Below are 24,463 nucleotides of genomic sequence, written 5' to 3'. Positions count from 1 at the left end.
TGCATTGCGTGTGGTCATTTTTTCGATTTCTCACAGAAAAGGCGCATATGACGACTGAAACCATTTATCTGGGCGGCGGCTGTTTCTGGTGCACCGAAGCCGTTTTCGACCGCGTGCGCGGCGTGAGCGACGTGCAAAGCGGCTACGCCAATGGCGATCTGGACGATCCCAGCTACGAAGACATCTGCACCGGGCAGACCGGCCATGCCGAGGTCATCCGCGTGCAGTTCGACCCTGCTGTGATTCCGCTGCGCGACCTGTTGACCGTGTTCTTCGGCACGCACGATCCGACCACGCTCAACCGCCAGGGCAACGACGTGGGCACGCAGTACCGCAGCGCGATCTACACCACGAATGACCATCAGGCGGAGGTCGCACGTACGCTGATCTCCGAGCTGGCCCAGGCGGGCGCGTATGACGCTCCCATCGTGACCGAGGTCCAGCCCCTGGCCAGCTACTGGCCCGCAGAGGACTATCACCAGGACTACTTCCTGAACCATCCCAGCCAGGGCTACTGCGCCTTCGTGGTGGGGCCCAAGGTGCAGAAATTCCGGGGTGCCTTTGCGCGCTGGGTCAAGCAATGAGCCCAGGTGGGCGGGTTGTGTAAGCGGTTGTGATTTGCGGGCATAATGCAACCCGGTTGCGATAACGGTGTCCTGTCGCGCTCTGCAGCCCGCTCTTGCATTGCCCATGTCATCGCCGACTCCCTCCCCCTTGCTCTTGCCTTGCGGCATGCGTTCGACCCGCGCCACGCGGGCCGTGCTGGCGCTGTGGGAGGCGCGCGCCGATGCGCTGTTGAGCGAGGCGGATGTGGAAGCCGCCCTGCATGCCCAGGGCGTGCAGGTCAACCGCGTCACCGTCTACCGGCTGCTGGACCGGCTGGCCGCAGCCGGCGTGTTGCGCCGCAGCGTGGATGCGGCACGCGTGGCCCGGTACGGCAGGCCCCTTCAGGGCGCGGCCTGCGAAGGCGACGCCGCTGCGCACTTCGAGTGTGCGGATTGCCACAGCGCCTTTCGTCTGGGCGGCGAGGCAGGCGAGGGCGGTGAGCAACTGCAGGCCGCCTTGCTGCAATTGCGGCAGGCGCTGGCAGCCAGCGGCCTGCAGGGCCAGGCCATCGATGTGTCGGTGACGGGGCGGTGCCAGGTCTGCAGCGGCCCCGGGCACTCCCGGAATGATCCGTCCGTGTGAGGTGGCCGTCTTCCCCTTTTTCTCTTGCATAGCCCTTCAGGATCTCGCATGACTTTTTCCCCCTTCCGTTCCGTTTCCCTGATCCTGGCCGCTGTCTTTCTGGCCGCTGCGGCCCAGGCGCACGATCACGGCCAAGACCATGACCATGCCAAGACCCCGGCGGACGCCAAGGCACAGGGTGGCCCGGTGCAACTGGATGCCCATGCCCGTGCCGACATGGAGCGCCACCGCTCGATGGCCAAGGCCCACGAGGCCGCCGCACAGTGTCTGGCGGCAGGGCGTGACCATGCGCAATGCCACAAGCAGCTGCAGGCCGACTGCAAGGGCCTGGCGCTGGGCAAGTTCTGCGGCATGCGCCATGCGCATTGAGCGCGGCATTGCCCGCCGTGCACTGCTGTGAGCAGTCGCCCGTCTTTGTGACGGGATGCTGGAACCTGCCCCGCCAATTGGCGCATACACTCTGCGCTGCCTGACCCGCTCCTGATTCATCCATGCCCTTCAAACTCCCGAGTCGCCACTCGCCTGCGCCCGCCTCACGGCTTGCGTTGCGCGGTGCCGTGCCGAATCGGGGTTGGCTTTTGGCCTGGTTGCTGGTCTGGTCCATCGCACTGGCGCCGTTGCTGGGCCAGATGCACCGTGTGGTGCATGCTGGCGGCCTGGCCTCGGCCACGGCCCATGGCCCGGTCGAGGTGGTGGCCACCTCCTGCGCTGCACCCGTCGACTGGGTGCATGCGCTGTTCTCGGGCCACGGCCCGGCGGACTGCCAACTGCTGGACCAGTTGCACGAAGGCATGGCGGGGCCACCGCCCGCCGTGGCGCTGCCGCCTTTCTGGGGCGAACAGGCCGAGCCCGCCCAGCCGCCCATCGTGCGCGATGGCCGCGTGCTGGCGGCTTTCTTCGATGCGCGTGGTCCCCCGCATCCCATCACTGCCCGCCTGGCGGCTTGAACCTTGGGCGGCGGCGCTGCATGCGCCCTCCCATTGAAGCTGTTTGCGCGCGCCTTCCTGCATTGCACGCAAGAGGCGCTGTGCCCAGGTTGGACAGATCCTGAATGCATATCCGATCGGATGGCTGCGTGCGCCCGCATGGCGCACCCCGGTTGTCCGTTTCCGACGCCATTTTTTGCAGCGCCCGCATTCCCGCGTCCCCGGGGCCGTGGCCGGCCGCTGCCGGGAAGACCAGTGATGAGAGTGACAACAAAGCAATACCACCAGGACGCCAAGGTGCAGGGGGAGAGGATGAAGCTGCGCCCGCTGCTGCAGCAACTGCTGCTGGCGGGCGTGCTCGGCCCCGCGATGGCAGGGCTGGCCATGGCAGCAGAGCATGCGGAGGCTGGAGTCGCCGCCGCGCCCGGAACTGCCACCGGCGCCCAGGCGGATGCCCCGCGCAGCGACACGCCTGTGCTCAATGAGGTGACGGTCAAGGCCAGCGGCCTGGGCCTGACCTCGGCCGATATGTCCACGCCAGCCACGGTGCTGGAAGGCGATGTGCTGACGCTGCGCCAGGCCGCCACGCTGGGCGAGACGCTGGACGGCGAGCCCGGCATCCACGCCAGCCATTTCGGTGCGGGCGCAAGCCGCCCCATCATCCGCGGCATGGACGGCCCGCGCGTGCAGATCCTCAGCGATGGCTCGGAGCTGCATGACGCCTCCACCATCAGCCCCGACCATGCCGTGGCCAGCGAGCCCATGCTGGCCACGCAGATCGAAGTGCTGCGCGGCCCTTCGGCGCTGATCTACGGCGGCGGCGGTGCCATGGGCGGCGTGGTCAACATCCTGGACGACAAGATCCCCACGTCCATTCCCAAGAACGGTATCACGGGCTCGGCCCAGCTGCGCGGCAGCACGGGCGCGGGCGAGACGGCCGGCGCGTTCTCGCTGACGGGCGGCGCGGGCCAGTTGGCCATCCATGCCGAGGGCATGGCGCGCGATGCCGGCGACTACCGCGTGGGCAGCGGCTGGGCGCCCAACGGCCAGTCGCAGGGGCGCGTGGGCGGCAGCTTCAACCGCACGGATACGGGCAGCCTGGGCCTGTCCTGGATCGGCACGCAAGGCTACCTGGGCCTGGCCTACACGCGCCAGACCGCGCGCTATGGCCTGCCGGGCCACAACCACAGCTTCGAGGGCTGCCACACCCATGGCGACCATCTGCACTGCGGCGGCCATGACCACGGCGACGAGGACGGACATGACCATGGCGACGAAGAACACGATCACGACCATGGCAGCGTGCCGGTGGTCGACCTCAACAGCGAGCGCTGGGATCTGCGCGGCGAATGGCGCAATCCGACGGCAGGCATTGCGGCGTTGCGCGTGCGCGGCGGCTGGACCGACTACCGCCATGACGAGATCGAGGACGGCCAGGTCTCGACCACCTTCAAGAACCGCGCCCATGACCTGCGCGTGGAGGCCGAGCTGGAGCCCATCGCCGGCTGGCGCGGCGTCATCGGCCTGCAGACCGTGCAGCGCAAATTCAGTGCCGAGGGGGAGGAGGCCTATGTGCAGCCCACCGAAACCCGCCGCAACAGCATCTACCTGCTGGAGGAATACCGCTGGCAGGACTGGCGCTGGCAGGCTGCGCTGCGCCATGAGCGCCAGACCGTGGATGCCCAGCAAAGCGGCATCTCGCGCAGCCACAGCGGCACATCGTTCTCGCTGGGCTCGGTGTGGAAGTTCACCCCGGGCTACAGCCTGTCGGCCTCGCTGACGCAGGGCAACCGCCTGCCCACGGCCGAGGAGCTGTACGCCAACGGCCTGCATATGGCGACTTCCACCTATGAGCGCGGCAATCCCGACCTCAAGCGTGAACGCTCCCAGGCACTGGACATAGGCCTGCGCAAGACCTCGGGGGACACCACGTTCAGCGTCAATGCCTTCCACCATCGCGTCAAGGGCTACATCTACGGCGCCACGCTGGACGAGCATGACGGCCTGCAACTGCTGCAGTACACCCAGGCCGACGCACGCTTCACCGGCGTGGAGGGCCAGGTGCGCCAGAAGCTGTCGCGCCAGTGGGGCGTGACCCTGTTCGGTGACGCCGTGCGTGCGCGGCTGGAAGACGGCTCCGCCTTGCCGCGCATTCCCGCGGCGCGCGTAGGCCTGCGCGTGGACACCTTCTACAAGGGCTGGGATGCCCAGGCCGAGTGGGTGCAGGTGCTGCGCCAGAACCGCGTCACCGCCTACGAGACCGAGACGGACGGCTACGGCATGCTCAACCTCTCGGCCAGCTACACGCTGCGCACCTCGGGTGGCACGCCCTGGCAGTTCTTCATCAAGGGCAACAACCTGACCAACCGCCTTGCCTTCGCCCACACATCGTTCATCAAGAACGCTGCGCCGCTGATGGGGCGCAATATCACCGTGGGCGTCAAGGTGTCGTTCTAAGGCGGGTTGCCCGCGCTGCGCTCCTCGCGCCGTCTGCTACAGGTAATGCTGCAGATGGCGCAGGGCGCGCGCGCTGTCGACGCCTATCCGCTGCACCACTTCGGTCTCGGCACGGCCCGCGCGCAACCACTGCACGATGGCCGTGTTGCGCAGCACCTGCGGCCCGACCCGATGCAGCGGCGCCTTCTGGGCAGAAGCGGGCTGGGCCGCATGGGCACGCTGTATCAGCTGCGAGGCCACATGGAACAGCACGCGCACCGACAGCGGCTGCCCCTCGCGCGAATAAAAGACCGTGGCATCGGGTTGAACGGCCTCCGGCCCGCGCTGGCCGGCGCTGAAACCTTTCCAGTCCTGCAGCGCCTTCACCACCGTTTCCGACAGATCCAGCGTGCGCTGCTGCGCGGCGCGTGCGCCATCGATATGCAATTGACAGGGGAGGCCATCGCCTGGTCCTGCGCATTGCACATCGCGCCAGCACAGGCCGCGCACCTCCTCGGGCGCCAGCGCCAGTTCGTACAGCAGCAGCAAGATGGCGCGGTCGCGCGCTGACTGAAAGCCATCTGCCACCGGAATGTGGCGGGGCAGGGCATTCCACAGCGGAGCGGGAAGGCAATGGCCCTGGCCGTCTTCGGCAGGGGGGCGCTCCTGCGGAGCCAACCCTGCGGCGGGATTGGCGCTGACCCAGCCGTGGTCCAGCGCATGGTCGTAGATGCGTTCCAGCAGGCGCCAGTAGCGCCTGCGCGTGACCTCGCTGATGCGGCGGCCGGGCTGGTGGCCCGACAACTGGCCTTCGCGCGGGCGCAGGAAATTCTGGACATCCACGGCGGTGGCCTGTTGCCAGGCGCGGGCCTTTGCATTGACTTTGCCTTTCGGCGTGGTGGGGGAGGGGGAACTTTCTCTGGCTGGCATGCCCGCATCGCCCAGGCTGCGCAGCCAGGCACGCCATACCTTTTCGTAGCCGCTGTCGGGCGCCGTGTCCAGGGCATCCCAGCCCTTGGCGCCCTCGGTTTCCAGCCAATGCCGGAACAGGGCCAGTCCGTCGGGGACAGTGGACGGCGGCTTGCCGGCAGCGGGTGCCTGGGATGGTGATGAAGTCATGGGCGTCGAGAGCAAAACGAATCAACCAATAGGGATGTTCAATGTAACTTACATGAAGTTGAGTGGCAACCTTGTTATCGGCTGATGAATGTCAGTGGCGACAAGTCGCCAGAAAAGGGGGCTGTTCGGCATGAATCTGAGCCTTGGCACGTCCGTGGAGGCTGGCCGGGCCTTCGAGGCCCGGGACGACGCCTGAACGAGGCAGGGCCGGGTCTGCGGCGCATAATCTGCGCGCGCCGCAAGCCTGCGCAGGCGCAGCTTCCCGGTCCTGCTTCAGTGAACTCTCCCGTCTTTGCCTCCCTCATCCCTGTCATTCTTTGCATAGGAGCAGGCTTTCTTGCCGCCCGGCTGGCCTGGGTGCGTGCCACAGCCATCAAGGATTTGTCCAACCTTGTGTTTCTGGTGCTTACGCCGGCGCTGCTGTTTCGCACCATGGGTGCGGTGCGGGTACAGGAGCTGGACTTTCAGCCCGTGGCCCTGTATTTCCTGGCGACTGCTCTGATCTTCGTGGTGTCCATGGTGCTGGGCGGTTTTTCCACGCGCTCGGCCGCGCGGGGGCTGGCCAATATGTTCAGCAACACCGTCATGATCGGCGTGCCGCTGGTGGGGCTGGTCTACGGGGAGGAAGGGCTTGTCACGTTGTTCACCCTGGTCTCGCTGCATGCGCTGATCCTGCTGACCGCAGCCACCATCGTGTTCGAGCTGGCCGAGGCCCACGAACGCCAGCGCTGCGGCCAAAGCGCACCGCGCCCCATGTGGCGCACGGTGCTGCAGGCCGTGCGCAACGGCATCGTGCATCCTGTGCCGCTGCCCATACTCGCTGGCTTGCTGTTCGCTCAGACTGGGCTGGTGCTGCCCGAAGCGGTGGACCGGTCCCTGCAGGTCCTGGGCCAGGCGCTGGGCCCCATGGCGCTGCTGTTGGTCGGCGTGACACTGGCCTACACCAGGGTGGGCCAGAACTTGCGAGAGGCTGCTGGCATCGCGCTGGTCAAGAACCTGGTGCATCCGCTGCTGATGCTTGCGCTGGCCTGGGCCTTCGGCCTGGGTGGCCTGCCCGTGGCCGTGATGTTCACGGCGGCTGCATTGCCCGTGGGGGCCAACGTGTTCCTGTTCACGCAGCGCTATGGCGTGATGCAGGAGGAGGTGTCCGCCAGCATCGCGGTGTCCACTGCGCTGGCCTTGCTTACCGTGCCGCTGATGCTGTGGCTGGCCCAGCGCCTGCCGGGCTGATGGGTTTCAGCAGCGCCAGCAATCGAGGGGATCAGGGCGCCAGGCGCTGGCGCAGCCAGGTTCCAGCTTCAAGCTGGTAGCAAAGGCGGTCGTGCAACCGGCTCTTGCGGCCTTGCCAGAATTCCCAGCGCTCGGGCACCAGCCTGAATCCACCCCAATGCGGCGGGCGTGGCGGGTTCAGCAGGAACTGCGCGCCGTACTTGGCCGCATTGGCCACCAGCACGCTGCGCCCGCTGATGACCTGGCTTTGCGGGCTGGCCCAGGCGCCAATGCGAGAGTCCAGCGGACGGCTGTTGAAGTAGGCGTCGCTTTCGGCCTCGCTGACCTTTTCCACCCGACCTTCGATGCGCACCACGCGCTCCAGCTCCACCCAGTGAAACTGCAGCGCGGCAAAGGGGTTGCCCGCCAGTTGCTGGCCCTTGCGGCTGTCGTAGTTCGTGTACCAGACCAGGCCGCGCTCGTCATAGCCCTTGATGAGCACGATGCGTGTGCTGGGCCGCAGGTCGCCGCCCACGGTGGCCAGCGTCATGGCATTGGGCTCGGGCACCTGGGCGCTCAGGGCTTCCTGCAGCCATTGGTCAAACTGCTGCAGCGGATCGGCCAGGGAGGCCGATTCGCTGAGTTCCGCGCGCTCGTAGCTTTTGCGCAGATCGGCGATCGAGGTGGAAATGCTGCTCATGGCCTGCATTGTGCCTGCGCCCGACCTCCCATTTGCTGCGCTAGAGTTGCGCATGCTCAGAGACTTCAAAGGCCGGCCTTGCGTGCTCATCCTCGCCTCGGGCCGTGGCGAGCGTTTCCGCGCGTCGGGCGGCACTATGCACAAGCTCGCTGCGCCGCTGGGCGGCAGCACCGTGCTGGAACACACACTGGCCGCCGTCCGCGCCAGCGGCCTGCCCTGGCATCTGGAAGATGCGGGCCACCCCGGTATGGGCGATTCGCTGTCTGCGGCCGTGCGTGCCACAGCCGATGCGCCAGGCTGGCTGGTCTTGCCGGCCGATCTGCCGCTGGTGAGTCCACAGACCTTGCTGAAAGTGGCCGATGCATTGCATGCGGGTGCCCGAGCCGCCCAGCCTGTCCATCAAGGCGAGCGTGGACATCCCGTGGGTTTCGGCGCCGCATGCGGCGCGGCGCTCATGGCGTTGAGCGGAGAGAAGGGCGGGGCGCCTGTGCTGAAGGCGCTGCGCAAAGCCGGACATGTGGTTCAGGTCGATGTGGACGATGCTGGTGTGCTCACCGACATCGATACGCTGGACGATCTGGCGCGCGCTGAGGTGTTGCTGCAGAACCGGCCTGAAGTGGGCTGAATTCAGGCTTCGCCGTCTGCCGTAGCGGGGCCGCCTTCGGTCGCTGGGTCGGCTTGGCTGCCTTGGCAATAACCGCGCAGTTTGAGCAAGGCCCGATACATCACCTCCCGTTCCTCCTGCGTCAGCGCTAGCAGAGCAGCGGCCTGGTGTTGTCGGGCCACGGGCATCACCTCGTCATGCAACTGCCGGCCCGCAGGCGTGATGGAGCACAGGATCTTCTTGCGTGGAGTGGAGCCTTGCGCCAGCAGGGCCACCAGGCCGCGTTCCTCGAGCAGCCGCAGCGCCCGGCTCACCAGGGCCTTGTCCGAAGTGGATTGCACCACCAGCGCGCTGAACGGCAACTCGCCTGCATGCGCGACAAGGGCCAACAGCCGCCACTCCGAAACCGTCAAGCCCGCCGTATCGGCATAGGGCACGGTGATGGTGCGCCGCAGCGCATTGCCCACCTGGCTCATCAGCGTGGTCAGAAAGGCATCGACGGTCAGGCTGCTGCCTGCCTCGTCAAGGTGGGTCCAGGGATTGCCTGCGGGCGTGCTGGGCACAGGGAGAGGAGAAGGTGGGATGGACATGTTCCCATCAATTGTTTCACAGGCTGCCTGACGTTTGTCTTGTGGAATTTCTTTAGAGAAATCAATAGAGGTCAATCGGTGTTTTCAGTAAGTTGATTCATCAACTTGCCGGAGAAAATCGTCATTGATTCTTTTGAGGATCAATGTTTCATGGGTGAATTTTATGAATTCACCCCATAGCCAGCCCCAGCTGCCATGCCCGTATCTGACCGATGCATGTCCGCGCTTTCAAAGGAGCCAGTGATGACCCCCCATCGTCGGCAAGGCCTGACCATTGCAGCATTGGCTTTTGCCACCGCTGTCTGTGGTCCGGCATTTGCACAGGACTACCCCGCCAGGCCGATCACCGTGGTGGTCGCCTATCCCGCAGGTGGTGACACGGACGCCATGGCGCGCCTGTTCGCCGAAAAGCTCACGGTGCGTCTGCGCCAGCCCGTGGTGGTGGACAACCGGCCCGGGGCGGGCGGCACCGTGGGCAACAACCTGGTTGCGCGGGCCGTGCCCGATGGCTACACGCTGCTGTTCACGCCCAACCCCTTCACCATCGCCCCCATGGTGATGAGGCTTCCTCCTGCCGCGACCTATGACCCCTTGAAAGGTTTCACCCCCGTGGTGCAGACCGCCAGCCAGGCCGTGCTGCTCGTGGCCCATCCCTCCACGGGATTCAAAAGCGTGGCCGACATGGTGGCTGCGGCCAAGGCCGGCAAGACGCTCAGCTACGCCAGTCCCGGCGCAGGCTCGCCCATGCACATAGGTGCCGAGTGGCTGAACCGCGCTGCCGGAGTGAGCATTCAGCATGTGCCCTATCGCGGCGTGGCACCGGCCGTCAACGATGTGGCAGCGGGCCATGTAGGACTGGCCTACGTCACGCTGGGGCCGGTGGCCCAGTACATCCAGGCGGGCAAGCTGCGCGCGCTGGCCGTGACCGACCCGAAGCGTTCGCCCCTGCTGCCCGATGTGCCTTCGCTGGCGGAACTGGGCTACAGGGACATCGCCGCGGGTGCCTGGAATGGCTTCTTCGCGCCCAAGGGCACGCCGACCGCCGTGGTGCAGACCTTGAACACCCATCTCAACGAGATCCTCAGGATGCCGGAGGTGGCGGCAAAGATGGCCACCTTCGGTGCCGTGCCCGTGGGCGGGTCGCCGCAGGTGCTGGCCGATGTCAACGCTGCCGACTACGAGCGCCTGGGCAGGGTGATCCGCGAACTCGGCATCACCGCTGAATGACATGAATACCTCGAATTCCACGCTGGGCCGCGAGACGGCCCAGGTCACGGCGCTGTCCAAGGTACTAGGTCGTGCCCAGTACGCGGGCGACCTCAAGCTGCCGGGCATGCTGCATGCCAAGCTGTTGCGCAGCCCCTATCCGCATGCGCGCATCGTGCGCATCGACATTGCTGCAGCGCGTGCGCTGCCCGGTGTGAAAGCCGTGCTGACCGGGGCAGATGCACCGCGCACGCCCTGGGGCGTGAGCCACAAGGAGCGGCGCATCCTGGCCGACGGCCTGGTGCGCTTTGCGGGGGAAGAGGTGGCAGCCGTGGCTGCCGCCACAGAAGAGATCGCCCGCGATGCGCTGGACCTGATCGAGGTCGAGTACGAAGAACTGCCCGCCATCCTGTCGCCCGAGGAAGCCCTGGATGAAGAAGCGCCCGGCGTTCATCCGGGCCGGGGCAACATCGCCCACGAGATCCGCTTCGAGCGCGGCGATGCCGATGCCGGATTCGCCGCAGCTGATCTGGTTCATGAAGCCACGTACACCACGCATGCGCAGTACCCGGGCTACCTGGAACCCATGGCAACCCTGGCCTCCATAGACGCCGATGGCCGCCTGTTGGTACAGACCTCCACGCAGTCGGTTTTCCTGGCGCGTGCCCGGCTGGCGGCGGCGCTGGAGCTGCCGGTGTCCGCCATCCGCGTGGTGCAGGCCACCACGGGCGGCGGCTTTGGCGGCAAGATCGTCGAGGACGACAACCAGCTCGTGGCGGGCCTGCTGGCCCTGCGCACCGGGCGGCCCGTGCGCCTGGTCAACAACCGGCTGGAGGACTTCCTGGCCTGCTGCTCCAGCGTCCCCGAGCGCATCACGCTCAAGCTGGGCATGGCGCGTGATGGCCGCATCCTCGCCAAGCAGGTGCACATCGTTGCCGAGTGCGGTGCCTATGCGGGTCTGTCGGCCGAGGTCATGCACGTCAGTGCCATGCGCAGCGACAACATGCACAGGCAGGGCAACGTCCGATCGCACGCCACCCTGGTCTATACCAACAACCCGCCGCACGGCGCGTTCCGCGGCTTTGGCGGTACGCAGATGCTGTTCGCGCTCAACAGCCACATCCACATCATGGCCGAGCAGCTGGGGCTGGATCCGGCCGAAGTCCACAAGCTCAATGCAGTGCAAGCCGGCGACGTGACAGTGCATGGCTGGAAGATCGGCAGCGCCGGCCTCAAGGAGTGCATAGACCAGGCCACCGATGCCATCGACTGGCGCGGCAAGCGCGCCCGCCCCCGCCAGGCCCTTGGCGCCCGCCGCAGGGGCGTGGGCATGGCTGCGGCCATGCATGTCAGCGGCAACCGCACCATGGGCAACTGGGACGGCTCCACCGTGGTGGTGCGCATCCATGAGGATGGCCAGGTGCTTGTGCTCAGTGGCGAGTGCGACATGGGCCAGGGCGCGGCCACCATGCTCAGCCAGATCGTCGCCCATGAACTCACGCTGCCGTTGTCGCAGGTCCGCGTGGCCGCACCCGACACGGACAGCACGCCCTTCGCCATAGGCTCGCTGGCCTCGCGCGTGACCATGGCTGCAGGCAATGCCGCCATAGGTGCCGCGCAGGCGGCCCGCAGCAAGCTGCTGACCCTGGCCGCCGTCGTGCTGGAGGCGCAGGTCGACGACCTGGAGCTGGCCGATGGTCAGGTGCGCGTGCGCGGCACCGACCGTGCGGCAGGCATGGCCGAGCTCGCTCGCCAGCACATCTGGCGCCATGGCGGCGAGGGCATACAGGTCAGCCACACCTGGGATGCCCAGACGCAGATGCACGACGCCCAGCTGCACGGCAACATCGCGCCGGCCTATTCCTTCGCGGCCCAGGCAGTGGAGGTCGAGGTCGATACGGAAACCGGCCAGGTCCGGGTGCTTGACAGCTATGTGGCCGACGACTGCGGCAAGGCGCTGAACCCCGTCGCCATCCATGGGCAGACCAACGGGGCCACCGTCCAGGCCATGGGCTGGGCCCTTTACGAGCAACTGCACCTGGAAGGCGGGCGCCTGGCCAACGGCAACTTCGCCGACTACACCATGCCAACGGCCGACGCCGTGCCCTTGCTGCGCGGCGGCTTTGTCGAGTCCAACGACCCCAACGGCCCCTATGGCGCCAAAGGGGCCAGCGAAACCGCCATCCTGCCGGGAGCGCCTGCCATCGCCAACGCCGTGTACGACGCCATCGGCGTGCGCATATGCGATCTGCCGATCACGCCCGAAAAAATCCTGGCGGCGCTGCGCGCACGCGCCGAGGAGGGCCGTCATGCATGACTTCGACTTCCTGGAGCCCACCTCGGTGGCGGAGGCCAGCCGGTTGCTGGCCGAACTGGGCGAGGACTGCCGCGTGATCGCCGGCGGCACGGCCTTGATGCTGGGCATGCGCCAGCGCATGCTCGCGCCCACGCACCTGGTCTCGCTGGCTGGCATCGATGCGTTGCGCGGCCTGGACTTCGACCCGGTGCGTGGCCTGCGTATCGGCGCCCTGGTGCGCCATGCCGAACTGGCGGCCTCGCCGCTGGTGTCGCATCACTATCCTGTCCTGGCCGGCATGGCGCAGCGCATGGCCAACCCGCAGGTGCGCAATCAGGGCACGGTGGGTGGCAATCTCTGCTATGCCGACCCCTCCACCGACCCGCCCGGCTGCCTGATGGCATTGGGCGCCCAGATCGTGCTGGCCAGCGCAAGAGGCGAGCGCCTGTTGGACATCGAGGACTTCCTGGTCGACTACTACGCCACGGCGCTGGAAGGCGACGAGATCGTCAGCGAGATCCGCGTGCCGCCCATGGGGCAAGGAGACGACCGGCGCAGCGGTGTGTACACGCGCTTTCTGCGCACAGCGGCCGAACACCGGCCGCTGGCCAGCGTGGCCCTGGTGGCGCACACCGCCGGGGGCATCTGCCGCGACGCGCGTCTCGTCGTGGGCGCCTCTACGCCCATACCCGTGCGCCAGCGGCGCGCCGAGGGCTTTCTTGAAGGCCGTGCCCTCACCTGGGCCTTGGCGGCCGAGGCGGGTGACATCGTCGCGGCCGACATCACACCGGTTTCGGACCTGCGCGGCTCGGCGGATTTCCGCCGAGAAATGGTGCGCGTCAACGTGCGGCGCACCGTGGCCGAACTGTTTGGCCTGGACCTGGCCCTGGAACAAGGAGAGCTGGCATGAGCCGACATCGCATCGAATGCACCGTCAACGGCGAGCCCTGCAGCGTGGACGTGCCTGCGCGCCGGCTGCTGTCGGATTTTCTGCGTGATGACCTGCACCTGACGGGCACCAAGCGCGGCTGCGAGACGGGCGTGTGCGGCGCCTGCTCGGTGCTGCTGGATGGCGAAGTGGTGAAGTCCTGCCTGCTGCTGGCCGTGCAGGTCCAGGGCCGCGCGCTCACCACCATCGAAGGCCTGGCCGACCGTATTGCTGGGGGTGCGGGCGCAGACCCGTCACAACGGCTGCACCCGCTGCAGCAAAGCTTCATGCAATGCGGCGGCCTGCAGTGCGGCTACTGCACACCGGGCTTCATCATGGCCGCCTGCGATCTGCTGGGGCGCAACCCCCTTCCCGGCACGGACGAAGTTCGCCATGGCCTCAACGGCAACCTGTGCCGTTGCACGGGCTACACCCAGATCGTGGAATCGGTCCTTGTGGCCGCGGAGAAAATGCATGGAAATTGAGAAAACCCTGACTGTTTCGGCCTCGCGAGAGCGGGTATGGGCCTTGTTGCTCGATCCCCAGGTCATGGGAGGTGCCGTGCCGGGCATGCAGTCCATCGAAGTGGTCAGCCCTACCGAATACGTGGCGGTGATGCACCAGAAGATCTCCTTCATCAGCGCCAGATTCAAGCTGCGCACACGCATCGTCGAGCAACGCGCTCCCGAGTATCTGCGCGTGGAAGGAACGGGAGAAGACACCTCGGTGGCCAGCTCGCTCAAGCAGCGCAGTGAAATCTTCCTGAGCGCCACGCCGGATGGAGGCACCGAACTGCGCATCAAGATCGACGTGGACCTGCTGGGCCGTCTGGGCGCCTTCGGCCTGAGCGTGATGAAGACCAAGGCCGACCGAATATGGGAGGAGTTCGGTAACAGTCTGGCCGCGCGGCTCGAAGGCGGGGGAGGGGAGCCCGCTGCGGGCAAGGCGACCATGCAGGCGCCTGCACCTGTCGCGCCCGCGCCGGCCTCCGAGCCAGCCGGGGAAACGGTGGTGCAAGCCCGGAATTCGCCAGCACCAGCGCCAGCTTCGGAGCTCTCCTCCACGGCCCAAGACCTGCGGGGCCGTGGCTGGTGGGGACGGCTAATCGGCAGCTTGAGCGGTGAGGGCAGCGCGGGCGCTGCCGACACCATTCATGTCGAGCTGCGCCGTGGCGATACCACGGTCAGCGTCCAATGGCCGGGCGCGCGCGCCGAGCAGTGCGCGGCGTGGCTGCGCGACTGCCTGCGCTGAACGCAGACCCGGCCGAGCACATCATCCGCGCGTGATCACCGCACAGGCCAGGCGCGCCCCGGAATTGCCGGTGGGCTGCGTGGTGTAGTCGTCAGGGTCCTTGTGCACGATCAGGCCGCGGCCCACCACGCTGTTGGGACTCTGATCCAGTGCCAGGCCGCGCGAAACGAAATCTATGCTGGCCATGCCTTGCGCGTCGGACCGCAGGCTGGGCAGATCCCCTGCGTGGTGGACAGCGGAATCGAAGCGGCCATGGGCGTGGCCGGTGGGGTTGAAATGGCCGCCCGCGCTCAGGCCATCAGGGCTGGAGCAATCGCCTTTCTCATGGACATGAAAGCCATGCTCGCTGTTGGGCGCCAGCCCCTGAACCGAGCCCTGAACGCGCACGCTGCCATCGGCCTGGGCAGTGAACTGCAGGCTGCCGCTGACCTTGCTGCCTTGCGTGGGCTGCAGCTGGGCCATGGCCACGTTGCGGGCGGCAGGGGCTGCGGTGACGGCTGCCGGGGTGGACGCTGCGGCTGCGGCAGGAGGCTTGGCCTGGCTGCCGCAGGCCCCAAGGGCCAGCACCATGCCGGTTGCCATCAGCAGCTTCACGGCGGTGGACGGGGTGGATGGGGAAGCGTTCAAACGCATGGTGGCAATCTCCTGGTTGATATCCGTGCTGGAAAAGTTGTGAGGCGCATTGCGCGCAGCCGCCATCTTGCAGCGTGCAATACGGTGGATATGTCGGAGAGGGCAGCGTTGTGCGCCTGCGCGCATCAGCGTATCAATCGCATCAAAGCGTCAGCGCGCGGCTTGCGCACCCGCTTCAGGCTGGCCCGCGTAGCTGAGCAGGCGCTGCAAGGCGCGGTCCCGGATGCCGAGGCGCTTGAGCTCATCGAAGGTTGCGCGCGCATAGTCATGCGTGCTGCCATAGATGCCCTTGGCCTCGCTGAAGATGCGGCGATAGTCTTCGGGCGCCAGCTCGCCCGTGTGATTGGGGCTTTGACGGGACAGCGTGAACGCCAGCGCCTGCACCGTGCCCTGGCCGGTGCGGCAGGGCAGCCAGCGGGGGTCATAGACGGCATTGGCCATCTCGCGCTGCCACAGCTTTCTCATGACGTCATGGCCGTGGTGCCGGGGAATGCGGAACACCATGCCCTGGCAACTGCCGCCGGACAGCATGCCAAAGACCAATCCAGGATTCTGGGGCGTGCCGCGGTTGATGGTGCTCCACATCTTCAATGCCCGGTGCCAGCCAAAGACACGGGCCGTGCGGCGTTCGCAGAAATCGAAATCCGGCCGCCAGATCAGCGAGCCGTAGCCAAAGATCCAGAGGTCGTCGCTTCCGCCCCATCGGTGCAGCGCCTCGTCCAGCATGGGCTGGGACTCTCGGCGGGCAAATGAGAATTCTGGCAGGGCGGACATGGGCGCTGTGGCGTGAAGGAACAATGACGTTTTAACGCCTGTCGGCCCAAACGGTGCACAAGCGCCTGCGTTGCCCTTGCACGGCCGGCCTTTTGTCTCTGCGGCGCCACAGTTCGTGCCGGGTGGCATCACGGGGCTTGGGCGGTGCGCAGGGCCGTTGGCGGCGGCCCTCTACAATCGGCCGGTTTTTCGCAGTCTTTCTGGTTTCCTTCAACAGTTCATTCACGGAGAGTGCTTCATGTCCTTCAGTCAATCCGACGACGACAGCCAACAACGTTTTGCCCTGGGCTTTTTGTTTGCGCTGATTGCGCTCGTCGTCTCCACGGTCGTGGGTGTCGTGGTCTACCAGCGCGGTATTGCGCATGGCCCTGCAAAGACGACAACCGGCGCCACACCTGTGCCGGCGATGGCGCCTGTGGTCCTGGAGGAAGACGTGGCGCGTGTCGTTGTCGAAAACGGCGTGGTCAAGTTCTACTTCGCATCGGCCAAGGCCGAGCTGGCTGCTGGCGCCAATGAAGCGCTGGCCGATGTGGTGGCTGGTGTGCAGGGCGGCAAGCGCGCCGTGATCTCTGGATACCACGACGCCACCGGCAGCGCCGAACTCAACGCCGAACTGGCCAAGAAGCGCGCCCTGGCAGTCCAGGCTGCCCTGTCGGCACTGGGCGTGGCCGAGGAAAAGGTCGAACTCAAGAAGCCCGAACAACTGCAGGCCGATGGCAGCAATGCCCAGGCCCGCCGGGTGGAAGTGATCCTGGTGGATTGAACCGGATCAGCAGTGCGGCTGGCAGCAGCCGCAGCTAAAAACAAAGGCCCGGAGCGATGAACGCTCCGGGCCTTTGTTTTTGGGGCTGCGTGGATCAGGAATTGCGCAGGGGATCGAACTTCTCGCCGCCAGCTGGCTGCACGCCGGCATGGGCGCGTGAGTTCTCCTGTATGAGTTCTATCTTGTAGCCGTCCGGATCCGTCACAAAGGCAATCACCGTGGTGCCGCCCTTGACGGGGCCGGCCTCGCGCGTCACGTTGCCGCCGGACGCCTTGATCTTCTCGCAGGCGGCATAGGCATCAGGCACGCCAATGGCGATATGGCCGTAGGCCGTGCCCATGTCGTAGGACTCCGTACCCCAGTTGTAGGTCAGCTCGATCTCGGCCTGGCCAGGGTTGCCGCCCTCGAAGCCCAGGAAGGCCAGCGAGTACTTGTACTCGGGGTTCTCTGAGGTTCGCAGCAGCTGCATGCCAAGAACCTGTGTGTAGAAATCGATGGAACGCTGGAAATTGCCAACGCGCAGCATGGTGTGAAGGATTCGCATCCACGGATTGTGCCGGGATTTGGCGGTCTCTTCACGCGCTCGGCCATGGGGTGAGGTCGCTTCAGCCCCACCCCGGCATCGGTCGCGGGCTCCTGCCCGGGCGCGTGCATCTCATCCACAGACTCCCGTCTGGTCCGGATGCTTGGCCTGCAACGCATTCAACCACCGATTCAACTATCTGTTGAATTCTAGGAGTGCTCCCTAGGACTGACGCCCGAATTCGCAGCAATTGGGTCAAAAAATCAGACAAATCTTAGATTTTGAAGTGGAAAAATCAGATTAATCCAATTAAATCCTAGTGCGCCACTGCCTAGAATAGGAATGTTCTTCTTGCTATTTTTTTTGAGTCATGAAAAATTTCGTCTTGCGGATACTGATTGCCGATGACCATCCGGCAGTTCTGGCAGGCATAGAAAGTGTTTTGGAGGAAAAAAATGAGATAGAGATTGTGGGTCGAGCGAAAAACTCCACGGAAATCATCAATTTTCTCAGGCAGAACGAATGCGATGTGCTGGTGACTGATTACTCAATGCCCGGCGGAACCTATGGCGACGGCCTGGTCATGCTGAATGTCATCCGGCGACGATTTCCCGGCGTCAAGATCGTGATGCTGACCATGATTGAGAATATTGGGATCATCAAGTCGCTTGCCAATCAGGGGATCTACAGGATAGTCCATAAAACAGATTCTTTGGGGAGCCTGGTGCCGGCGATCTATGCGGCATACACAGATGGTCAATTCATTTCGCCGAGCGCAAGCAAACTGCTTGGCGGCGAATGGCTCGGGGCGGTACGAACATCGATAGAACTGTCAAAGCGTGAAGAGGAAGTTCTGCTGCTTTTCATTTCTGGAATGACAGTGTCTGAAATAGCGAAAAAACTCTATCGCAGCATCAAGACGGTCAGTACGCACAAGGTGGCGGTCATGAATAAACTGGGCATCCGCAAGGACATTGACCTCATTCGCTATGGAATAGAGATGGGATGGATTGATGCCAGAAAATAGTCCCGGTCATGGCAAAAGAATGATCGTTGGCACAAACGATCCGATGGCCCCATATTGGATACAGCAATGTTGCAAACAGCAAGGAATTTTTCACGGCATTCAATGGATCAGCAATACGGATGAGCTTCTGGCGGAACTGAAGAAATTCAATGCGGATGCGGCCTTTGTGGATATGGATTTCATCGGCGAAAAGCTGATGAGGTTCCTCAATGATCTGGCACTGTCTGAAGTGGATGTTCCCATCATCCTTGTCAGCAGCTGCGAACCAAGAATATTCCATGCGGTCGCTGACTATGCCCGGAGCCTGGCACTCAACATCGTCTGTGCAATATCTCGCTCCAGAATGGCAAGAGAGGTGCCGGTCAACGGGGATTTCCTGCTGCGTATCCTGGGGCGGACCAAGACGGAGGGTCAGCCCAGGACGATCTTGCCGATCCCGAGAGCAAGGTTGACGAACGCTTTGCACAGCGGCGAAATCGTTGCCCATTTTCAACCCTTGCATCATGCAGGCTCGGGCAGGATCATCGGGGCGGAAGCCTTGGCCCGGTGGCCTATTTCGGCCACGGAACTGTTGCCACCTGCTGCGTTCATGAAGGCCATCGGAGACCATGGATTGATGCATGAGCTCACTCTCCAAATGCTCCTGCAGTCCATCTCTTTCATCAAATCGGCAGCACCTTCAGGGCAGTTCATCTGCAGCATCAATGTATCCGCCTCCCTGGCGGCATCCTGGGAGTGGATGGATTCGGCATTGCGCGTGATCAGGGATGCAGGTGTCTCCCCTGAAAATATCGGTTTTGAGGTGACGGAAGATGGGGCGGATGATCTCGACAAGTCCCTGGGCGGTGTCATTGCGAATTTACGAATGAGTGGCTTTCAGTGCGCAATGGATGACTTTGGCGTGGGCGGCTCGACCCTAGGGCGCCTGCTTAGCGTTCCTTTCAACCAGATCAAGATTGACAAGGCTTTGCTGCATGCTGCAAGAAACCAGGCCCATGCAAAGAGAGTGCTGAGCAAAGCGGTGTCGCTTGCGAAAGATGTTCGGGCACAGGTGGTTGTTGAGGGAGTGGAGGACGTTGATGATCTGGGAATGATCAGGAGGATGGATGCCGATGTCGCCCAGGGATTCTTGTATTCCAGAGCACTTTCCTGCAAAGATTTTATCGACTACATGAGGCGATCATTGGCCTGAGCAATGGCTGTATATCGATGTCCAGATGGAAATCCATAAAAAAGAAATTGCAGAAAAGGAAGATCTTCTGCTTCTGGCCAGATATAACAAGAGACTGCTTTTTGGTGGGGGGCTGATCTTTTCTTTCCTTGTGATCATTGTCGCGTTATTTGCGGCATCGTTCGAGTTCAATGATTTCATGGAGGAAAGAAGGTCAATTTTTCAGAACAAGAGAACTAGAATTCTGGTGGAGATAGAAACAAAGCAGGTCATCATGATGCGTGGAATAATCGCATCAGAATTGCTTTGGGGGCAAGCGCATATATCGCAACCGGCGGGAGTTGGCAGGCCGGGCGCTATGATCACGGGTGTGAGTCCGGTGGTTTTGCTCGAGGATAAGGGCGACAAGCCTGCATGCAGGCGATACAGGGATATGCTGGAGGAGCTTGCATACCTGGCAAACTCGAGTTTTCTTCAGGATGGAAGAGCCATATCTGTATATGCCTTCAGTCCGGATGGCGGGTTCATCGGTGCTCTCCTGCCTCAGATTCCAGATGAGCCTGAGCGGGAACGGATGCTCTTGGAGCTTCAGCAACAGATTGCCGGGCTGCCGAAAGACAAAGGCGTTCCACTTCATTCCGGACAAGTGCGCCACCCCATTTGGCTTCCCCCGACCAAAAGTATTCTGACGGGTGAAATGTCGTTCCAGGTTGTTGTTTCTGCATTCCATAGGGGTAAGCCATTTCTCACCGTGGTGAGTGACATGCCTACCCAGCATATTGAGAATCTGATGCAGCAAGGTGAGGATAGAAGTTCCTTTCTGATCATGGACTCCCAGGGAAGCGTTGCCCTGGGTGTTGAACCAGAGGGCTACAGCAAAGCGGATTTCTTTGATATTGAATCATCGAAATTCCAAGGCAACCTGGTGAGTCGCTATCTTCTGTTCAAGTATGGTACTGTATACAAGGATGGTTTTTTTCATTACTACTCCAGGATATCGAATACAAACATGATTCTGCTCCACGTGTTTTCGTGGAAGGATGCGGTTTTTCTAAAGGGAAAATCGTTCGTATATTTGATTCTTTCGTTGATATTCATTGTCTTGTTCTGGTGCTTTTTGATATATTTCTACGAAAAGGTATTTATTCCAATCTATGAAAAGGCAAAGAATGTTTTCGATACCGAGCAGCTGAGTCGAACCATCATTGCCATGGCTCCTTACGGACTTGGTCTTCTTGATTTCAAGGAGAAAAAGATGCTGTTGGAGAACAGCATGATGTTCAAATACAAGGAGAGTGCAGTACTGCGTGGCCCAGTCCCTGGCGAGCTATTGATCGGCTATTTCCACAGAGTTTATGTGGAGAAATATCTTGGTGGCGGGAAAAGTGACTATGTGCCCGTGTCCAGCGAGGTGGTGATTTCCAACGATGGAACCATTGCAGAGCTGTCCATGATCATGGTGAAGGCAAAATACCAAGGTCGGAACGTGCTGTTGTGCGGGTTTGCCGATATCACGGCTCACAAGCAGGTCCAAAGAAGCCTGGAGGATGCAAAGAAGGCTGCGGAAGAGGCAAACCATGAAAAATCATCTTTTCTCGCCGTAATGAGCCACGAGATACGCACTCCACTCAATGCGATACTGGGGAATCTGGAAATACTGGGAAGAAGCATTCTGTCCATGGAGCAGAAAACACGGCTGGACATCATTTCGAATTCCTCACATTCTCTTTTGTCTCTGTTGAATGATGTCCTCGATTTCTCGAAGGTCGAGTCTGGTCAGATGAGTGTCGAGATGGCCGGATTCGATCTCAAGTCTGTGATCAGGCAGGTGGCATCCATCTATAAACCCTTGGTGACAGAGGCAAAAATTGAATTTTCCCTGACCATCGATGATTCGCTGAAGTCTGGATATCTTGGCGATGCTGAGCGCATCAAGCAAATACTCAACAATCTTCTCAGCAATGCCTTGAAGTTCACCAAGAGTGGAAAAATAGAGGTATATGCATCCGACAGATCCGGCGAGCTGAACATCAAGGTATCCGATACTGGAATAGGTATTCATCATTCGCAGCATGCGTTCATCTTCGATGCGTTCAAGCAGGCCGGCTCGGAAATCGCCACGAAGTTTGGAGGAACCGGACTTGGGCTGACGCTGTGCCAGCGGATGGCCCACCTCATGGGAGGGGAGATCCGGTTTTCAAGTGTCCTTGGAAAAGGCAGCATTTTCGAGCTGGTGCTGCCCGCATACCATGCGCAGCCCGCATCATCCGCTGTCGCTTGGGAGGATGGCGATGTCCTGCTTTCGGAGGACGAACGAGAGGATTTCTCGGCAAGGATTCTGGTGGTGGATGACCACCCTGTTAACAGAATGCTGTTGCTGGATCAGCTGAGGATCATTGGGTATGAGGCCGATTCTGCAGAAGGAGGGGAATCTGCCTTGAGCATGCTGGCACAGCTGGCCTATGACCTGGTTCTAACCGACCTGCAGATGCCCGGCATGAACGGTTATGTGCTTGCACAGCACATCCGTAAGGATTACCCCGGGATTAGAGTGGGGGCAATAACGGCAAACGCAGGCAAGCATGAAAGGGATAAATGTGCCAAATTCGGCATATCTGACATCATCGTCAAACCAGCCTCCCTGAAAAGCATCAAGGAATTCATTGATAGAAATATCGGCAAGTCCGGGGTTTGCCAAGTGGATGCATTGCCGGCAAGAACAAGCAAGATTTCTGGCTACCGTGACATTCTTGTCTCAACAACACAAGCATCCTTGATCTCCTTGAAGAAATCCTTGGAAAAAAGAGATCTCGTGGCTGTGCATAGGGAAATTCATGCCATGAAGGGGGCATTTGCAGTGGCAGGGTTCAATGACATAGTCCAGGCGCTTGATAGGATTTCTTCTCTTGTCAATGCGCGAGATTTTCGAGCGGTCGATGGGGAGCTCGTGAATTTCATGGACGTTCTGAAAGATTTGTGAGAAAGGTTGAAAGCCGGCTGGTGTCAGGTTATTCATATTTACGCGCCATGGACTATAAAAAATACCTGAAAATATCCGTATTGTTGGCGGACGATCATCCTGGGATAATATCAGGTGTCAGGCATGAATTGTCTGGTGAGTCAGAAATTGCATTGAATGGGAGTGTTTCAAATTCAACCGATCTGATTAAAAAACTGGAAGAGGGAGGTTTTGATGTGCTTGTATCCGATTACTCCATGCCGACCGGGCAATATGGAGATGGACTGCATCTATTCGGATATATATCGAGAAGATTCCCAAAATTGGGTCTGGTGGTCCTGACCATGCTGGATAACTCGGCAATACTGCAGGCTCTGGGTCGTGTCTCGAACATCAGTATTGTCAGCAAGGCCGATCCGGTGCTGCATCTTGTTCCCGCGATCCACGCGGCATTCACTGGCGGAGTTTATTTTTCGCCAGCCATCGCCGAGCGGCTGGAAAGAGGTGGTGCAGGCGGGTTGGGCGGAGTGCAGGGGGAGAGAAGAGTACCTGCTGAGCTGAGCCCCAAGGAGTCCGAGGTAGTCCGGTTGTACGCTGCTGGCCTGCGCATTGATGAAATTGCAGCCAAGCTCAACAGGAGCAAGAAGACCATCAGCACGCAAAAAGTCAAGGCCATGCAAAAACTCGGCATAGAGCGAGACATAGACCTTATGAAATATGCCTTGGAATGTGGGTGGGTGACATCATCGAGATCTCAATGATGCATGTTCATTCCGCCTTCAGTGCCTGTATGTCCTGGATGACTGCTTCAAGCTGGAGCTCCAGCAGCGAGAGCGAATGTCTGTGATATGCCAGCCCATCATGGCCCATGCGGCTTTCCAGGTCGGCGCACCGTATTGACAACTCGACCAGATCAAAGAATCTCAGTGAGCCAGACAGGTTGTGAAGCTCTCTTTGCACATCTTTGCAGTTTGGGCTGGATTTGATGGTTGCCAGAGAAGAGCGCGCAGATTCCAGGAAGGCATTTCTGATGGGTGGCGCAATTTTCTCGAAATGGACGACTTCGTCAGTCGGCAGGAGGCTGTCGGGGTTGGGATGCGTTGAATGGATCGCCATCGTCAGCGCATCAAGAATCCCCTGCGGTGAATGCCAGGATACCGCGATGATGCGGGCATTGATCACTCTGGGCTGCATGGGATGGCTGGCTTCACATTCGATGATGCGTGCTGCTCCTGCCACCAGGCGGTTTTCGTCCTTGGGATTCCATGAGGTCTTCGGCCCGCATAGCACGACAACGTGGAACTTCTGTAGCCGATCCTGGCGAATCGCGGTGGGATGGCGGCATGCCGTGGTCACCAGACCCCACTCCTTGAGCAAAGGGAGCAGATGGGCGTGCTGGTCGTCGCATGACGAGATGAACAGAATCTGCTGTCCTGAAAATGGCAGATGGGGCCGCAAGAGTGCATCTGCGACAGGTGTCGTTCCAAAGGCGGTCGGTAGCTTGTCAGGACGGCGTGCGGTGGGGGCACTGTCCGGGGCGGAGATCTGTTTTGTCATGTAAGGCCGAACGTCGGGGGCCGGTCTCTACAGCGAGAAATTTCAAGATGCAGATCAGGCCGACTGATTGAACCACGGCATCCATCCACAGTGCATGTCTAAGGGCATGTGCGCGTGCTTGCCGCGATTGCACGGGGCCAGGCCAGGGCAATGCCGCCCTGCAGAAGTGCAGGCACGCCAATTCAGGTGCACGTTCCAGGTGGGGCCAGAATGAAAAAAGCCTGCAAGTGACTGCAGGCTGTTTTCATGGAGGCGTTTATCCAGGGCTTCAGATGGCGAACTGGGCGCGATCCTTGTCCTTGATCCAGGCGGGCGGCTTGCCGCGTCCGGTCCAGGTGTCACCTGTCTCTGGATTGCGGAACTTGGGAGCCACGGTGGAGGAGGCGCGGCGTGCCGTGAAAATGTCGTCGGCTGTCAGGCCGTAATCCTGAACCAGACCGCGAATCTTGGCGATCACATCACTGACTTCTTGCTTGCGTGCTGTCTGGATCTGGGCCTCAAGTGCTTCGCGCTGCGCCAGAAGTTCTTTGTATGTGTTGCTCACGGTAGTTTGCCTTTCATGGATTGAAGCGCGAATATTAACTGTTTTTTAAGAACCGGTTT

25 protein-coding genes are annotated in these 24,463 nt (G+C 62.0%); 17 read left to right on the top strand and 8 right to left on the bottom strand.

What is annotated here, in order from left to right:
• Positions 1 to 47: 47 nt before the first annotated feature.
• The 5 genes from msrA (at position 48) to AC5I49_RS26065 (ending at position 4,571) form a co-directional block, all read left to right on the top strand.
• Positions 48 to 584, top strand: a complete 537-nt coding sequence (gene msrA, locus AC5I49_RS26085; protein WP_016447084.1) for a peptide-methionine (S)-S-oxide reductase MsrA — start codon at positions 48 to 50, stop codon at positions 582 to 584.
• A gap of 148 nt (positions 585 to 732) precedes the next feature.
• The gene (locus AC5I49_RS26080) at positions 733 to 1,188 is read left to right on the top strand and encodes a transcriptional repressor (protein WP_495790116.1); all 456 of its coding nucleotides are present in this window, start codon (positions 733 to 735) and stop codon (positions 1,186 to 1,188) included.
• Between the two features lie 48 nt (positions 1,189 to 1,236).
• Positions 1,237 to 1,557 carry a hypothetical protein gene (locus AC5I49_RS26075; RefSeq protein ID WP_016447082.1) on the top strand — a complete coding sequence of 107 codons (321 nt, stop codon included), beginning with the start codon at positions 1,237 to 1,239 and terminating at the stop codon, positions 1,555 to 1,557.
• A 209-nt stretch (positions 1,558 to 1,766) separates the two neighbouring features.
• A complete protein-coding gene (locus tag AC5I49_RS26070) occupies positions 1,767 to 2,135 on the top strand; it encodes a hypothetical protein (protein WP_223275282.1) in 369 nt (122 codons plus the stop codon).
• Between the two features lie 237 nt (positions 2,136 to 2,372).
• Positions 2,373 to 4,571: a TonB-dependent receptor domain-containing protein gene (locus AC5I49_RS26065; RefSeq protein WP_495790115.1), complete on the top strand. Its 2,199-nt coding sequence runs from the start codon at positions 2,373 to 2,375 to the stop codon at positions 4,569 to 4,571.
• Positions 4,572 to 4,607: 36 nt separating this feature from the next.
• On the opposite strand, the gene AC5I49_RS26060 is transcribed toward AC5I49_RS26065, so the two are convergent.
• The gene (locus AC5I49_RS26060) at positions 4,608 to 5,669 is read right to left on the bottom strand and encodes a tyrosine-type recombinase/integrase (RefSeq protein ID WP_495790114.1); all 1,062 of its coding nucleotides are present in this window, start codon (positions 5,667 to 5,669) and stop codon (positions 4,608 to 4,610) included.
• Between the two features lie 276 nt (positions 5,670 to 5,945).
• On the opposite strand from AC5I49_RS26060, the gene AC5I49_RS26055 reads away from it, so the two are divergent.
• A complete protein-coding gene (locus tag AC5I49_RS26055) occupies positions 5,946 to 6,899 on the top strand; it encodes an AEC family transporter (protein WP_267178530.1) in 954 nt (317 codons plus the stop codon).
• 31 nt (positions 6,900 to 6,930) lie between these two features.
• Here AC5I49_RS26055 and pdxH read toward each other — a convergent pair whose 3' ends face one another.
• Complete coding sequence (gene pdxH, locus AC5I49_RS26050; RefSeq protein WP_017405177.1) at positions 6,931 to 7,578, bottom strand: pyridoxamine 5'-phosphate oxidase; 648 nt, start codon at positions 7,576 to 7,578, stop codon at positions 6,931 to 6,933.
• A gap of 52 nt (positions 7,579 to 7,630) precedes the next feature.
• On the opposite strand from pdxH, the gene AC5I49_RS26045 reads away from it, so the two are divergent.
• A complete protein-coding gene (locus AC5I49_RS26045; RefSeq protein ID WP_495790140.1) occupies positions 7,631 to 8,203 on the top strand; it encodes a nucleotidyltransferase family protein in 573 nt (190 codons plus the stop codon).
• A 2-nt stretch (positions 8,204 to 8,205) separates the two neighbouring features.
• On the opposite strand, the gene AC5I49_RS26040 is transcribed toward AC5I49_RS26045, so the two are convergent.
• Positions 8,206 to 8,772 (bottom strand): MarR family winged helix-turn-helix transcriptional regulator, encoded by a 567-nt coding sequence (locus AC5I49_RS26040; RefSeq protein ID WP_013802266.1) that lies wholly within the window; start codon positions 8,770 to 8,772, stop codon positions 8,206 to 8,208.
• A 243-nt stretch (positions 8,773 to 9,015) separates the two neighbouring features.
• On the opposite strand from AC5I49_RS26040, the gene AC5I49_RS26035 reads away from it, so the two are divergent.
• The 5 genes from AC5I49_RS26035 to AC5I49_RS26015 are packed head-to-tail and all read left to right on the top strand — an operon-like array spanning position 9,016 to position 14,453.
• Positions 9,016 to 9,999, top strand: a complete 984-nt coding sequence (locus AC5I49_RS26035; protein WP_495790113.1) for a Bug family tripartite tricarboxylate transporter substrate binding protein — start codon at positions 9,016 to 9,018, stop codon at positions 9,997 to 9,999.
• A gap of 1 nt (position 10,000) precedes the next feature.
• Entirely contained in the window at positions 10,001 to 12,295 is a 2,295-nt protein-coding gene (locus tag AC5I49_RS26030; RefSeq protein ID WP_495790112.1) for a xanthine dehydrogenase family protein molybdopterin-binding subunit, read from the top strand.
• Positions 12,288 to 13,184 carry an FAD binding domain-containing protein gene (locus tag AC5I49_RS26025; protein WP_016447072.1) on the top strand — a complete coding sequence of 299 codons (897 nt, stop codon included), beginning with the start codon at positions 12,288 to 12,290 and terminating at the stop codon, positions 13,182 to 13,184. The genes AC5I49_RS26030 and AC5I49_RS26025 overlap by 8 nt, the downstream gene beginning before the upstream one ends.
• On the top strand, positions 13,181 to 13,687 hold the full coding sequence (locus AC5I49_RS26020) for a (2Fe-2S)-binding protein (RefSeq protein ID WP_252652093.1): 507 nt from the start codon (positions 13,181 to 13,183) through the stop codon (positions 13,685 to 13,687). Before AC5I49_RS26025 ends, AC5I49_RS26020 begins: the two co-directional genes overlap by 4 nt.
• The gene (locus AC5I49_RS26015; protein WP_495790111.1) at positions 13,677 to 14,453 is read left to right on the top strand and encodes an SRPBCC family protein; all 777 of its coding nucleotides are present in this window, start codon (positions 13,677 to 13,679) and stop codon (positions 14,451 to 14,453) included. Before AC5I49_RS26020 ends, AC5I49_RS26015 begins: the two co-directional genes overlap by 11 nt.
• Before the next feature lie 21 nt (positions 14,454 to 14,474).
• On the opposite strand, the gene AC5I49_RS26010 is transcribed toward AC5I49_RS26015, so the two are convergent.
• Both AC5I49_RS26010 and AC5I49_RS26005 read right to left on the bottom strand, forming a co-directional pair.
• On the bottom strand, positions 14,475 to 15,086 hold the full coding sequence (locus AC5I49_RS26010; protein WP_046985507.1) for a superoxide dismutase family protein: 612 nt from the start codon (positions 15,084 to 15,086) through the stop codon (positions 14,475 to 14,477).
• A 150-nt stretch (positions 15,087 to 15,236) separates the two neighbouring features.
• Positions 15,237 to 15,860: a gamma-glutamylcyclotransferase gene (locus tag AC5I49_RS26005; protein ID WP_047473238.1), complete on the bottom strand. Its 624-nt coding sequence runs from the start codon at positions 15,858 to 15,860 to the stop codon at positions 15,237 to 15,239.
• Positions 15,861 to 16,098: 238 nt separating this feature from the next.
• Between AC5I49_RS26005 and AC5I49_RS26000 the strand changes: the two genes are divergently transcribed.
• Positions 16,099 to 16,623 (top strand): OmpA family protein, encoded by a 525-nt coding sequence (locus AC5I49_RS26000; RefSeq protein WP_016447067.1) that lies wholly within the window; start codon positions 16,099 to 16,101, stop codon positions 16,621 to 16,623.
• Positions 16,624 to 16,717: 94 nt separating this feature from the next.
• Here AC5I49_RS26000 and gloA read toward each other — a convergent pair whose 3' ends face one another.
• Positions 16,718 to 17,167: a lactoylglutathione lyase gene (gene gloA / locus AC5I49_RS25995; RefSeq protein WP_026062330.1), complete on the bottom strand. Its 450-nt coding sequence runs from the start codon at positions 17,165 to 17,167 to the stop codon at positions 16,718 to 16,720.
• A gap of 349 nt (positions 17,168 to 17,516) precedes the next feature.
• Between gloA and AC5I49_RS25990 the strand changes: the two genes are divergently transcribed.
• From AC5I49_RS25990 to AC5I49_RS25975, 4 genes are read left to right on the top strand one after another with little or no spacing between them, the layout of a single operon-like run.
• Positions 17,517 to 18,173 carry a response regulator gene (locus AC5I49_RS25990; protein WP_016447065.1) on the top strand — a complete coding sequence of 219 codons (657 nt, stop codon included), beginning with the start codon at positions 17,517 to 17,519 and terminating at the stop codon, positions 18,171 to 18,173.
• Between the two features lie 19 nt (positions 18,174 to 18,192).
• Positions 18,193 to 19,365: an EAL domain-containing protein gene (locus AC5I49_RS25985; protein WP_267178524.1), complete on the top strand. Its 1,173-nt coding sequence runs from the start codon at positions 18,193 to 18,195 to the stop codon at positions 19,363 to 19,365.
• A 25-nt stretch (positions 19,366 to 19,390) separates the two neighbouring features.
• On the top strand, positions 19,391 to 22,324 hold the full coding sequence (locus AC5I49_RS25980) for a hybrid sensor histidine kinase/response regulator (RefSeq protein WP_495790110.1): 2,934 nt from the start codon (positions 19,391 to 19,393) through the stop codon (positions 22,322 to 22,324).
• A 47-nt stretch (positions 22,325 to 22,371) separates the two neighbouring features.
• Positions 22,372 to 23,064: a response regulator gene (locus tag AC5I49_RS25975; protein WP_016447062.1), complete on the top strand. Its 693-nt coding sequence runs from the start codon at positions 22,372 to 22,374 to the stop codon at positions 23,062 to 23,064.
• A gap of 7 nt (positions 23,065 to 23,071) precedes the next feature.
• Here the strand turns inward: AC5I49_RS25975 and AC5I49_RS25970 are convergent, their stop codons facing one another.
• Positions 23,072 to 23,860 carry an Hpt domain-containing protein gene (locus tag AC5I49_RS25970; protein WP_277848378.1) on the bottom strand — a complete coding sequence of 263 codons (789 nt, stop codon included), beginning with the start codon at positions 23,858 to 23,860 and terminating at the stop codon, positions 23,072 to 23,074.
• Between the two features lie 268 nt (positions 23,861 to 24,128).
• Complete coding sequence (locus AC5I49_RS25965; protein WP_016447060.1) at positions 24,129 to 24,404, bottom strand: H-NS histone family protein; 276 nt, start codon at positions 24,402 to 24,404, stop codon at positions 24,129 to 24,131.
• Positions 24,405 to 24,463 lie beyond the last annotated feature (59 nt).

Source organism: Delftia sp. (assembly GCF_059499305.1).
Note: the sequence above shows the minus strand (reverse complement) of the source record. Positions and strands in the feature narration are given on the sequence as shown.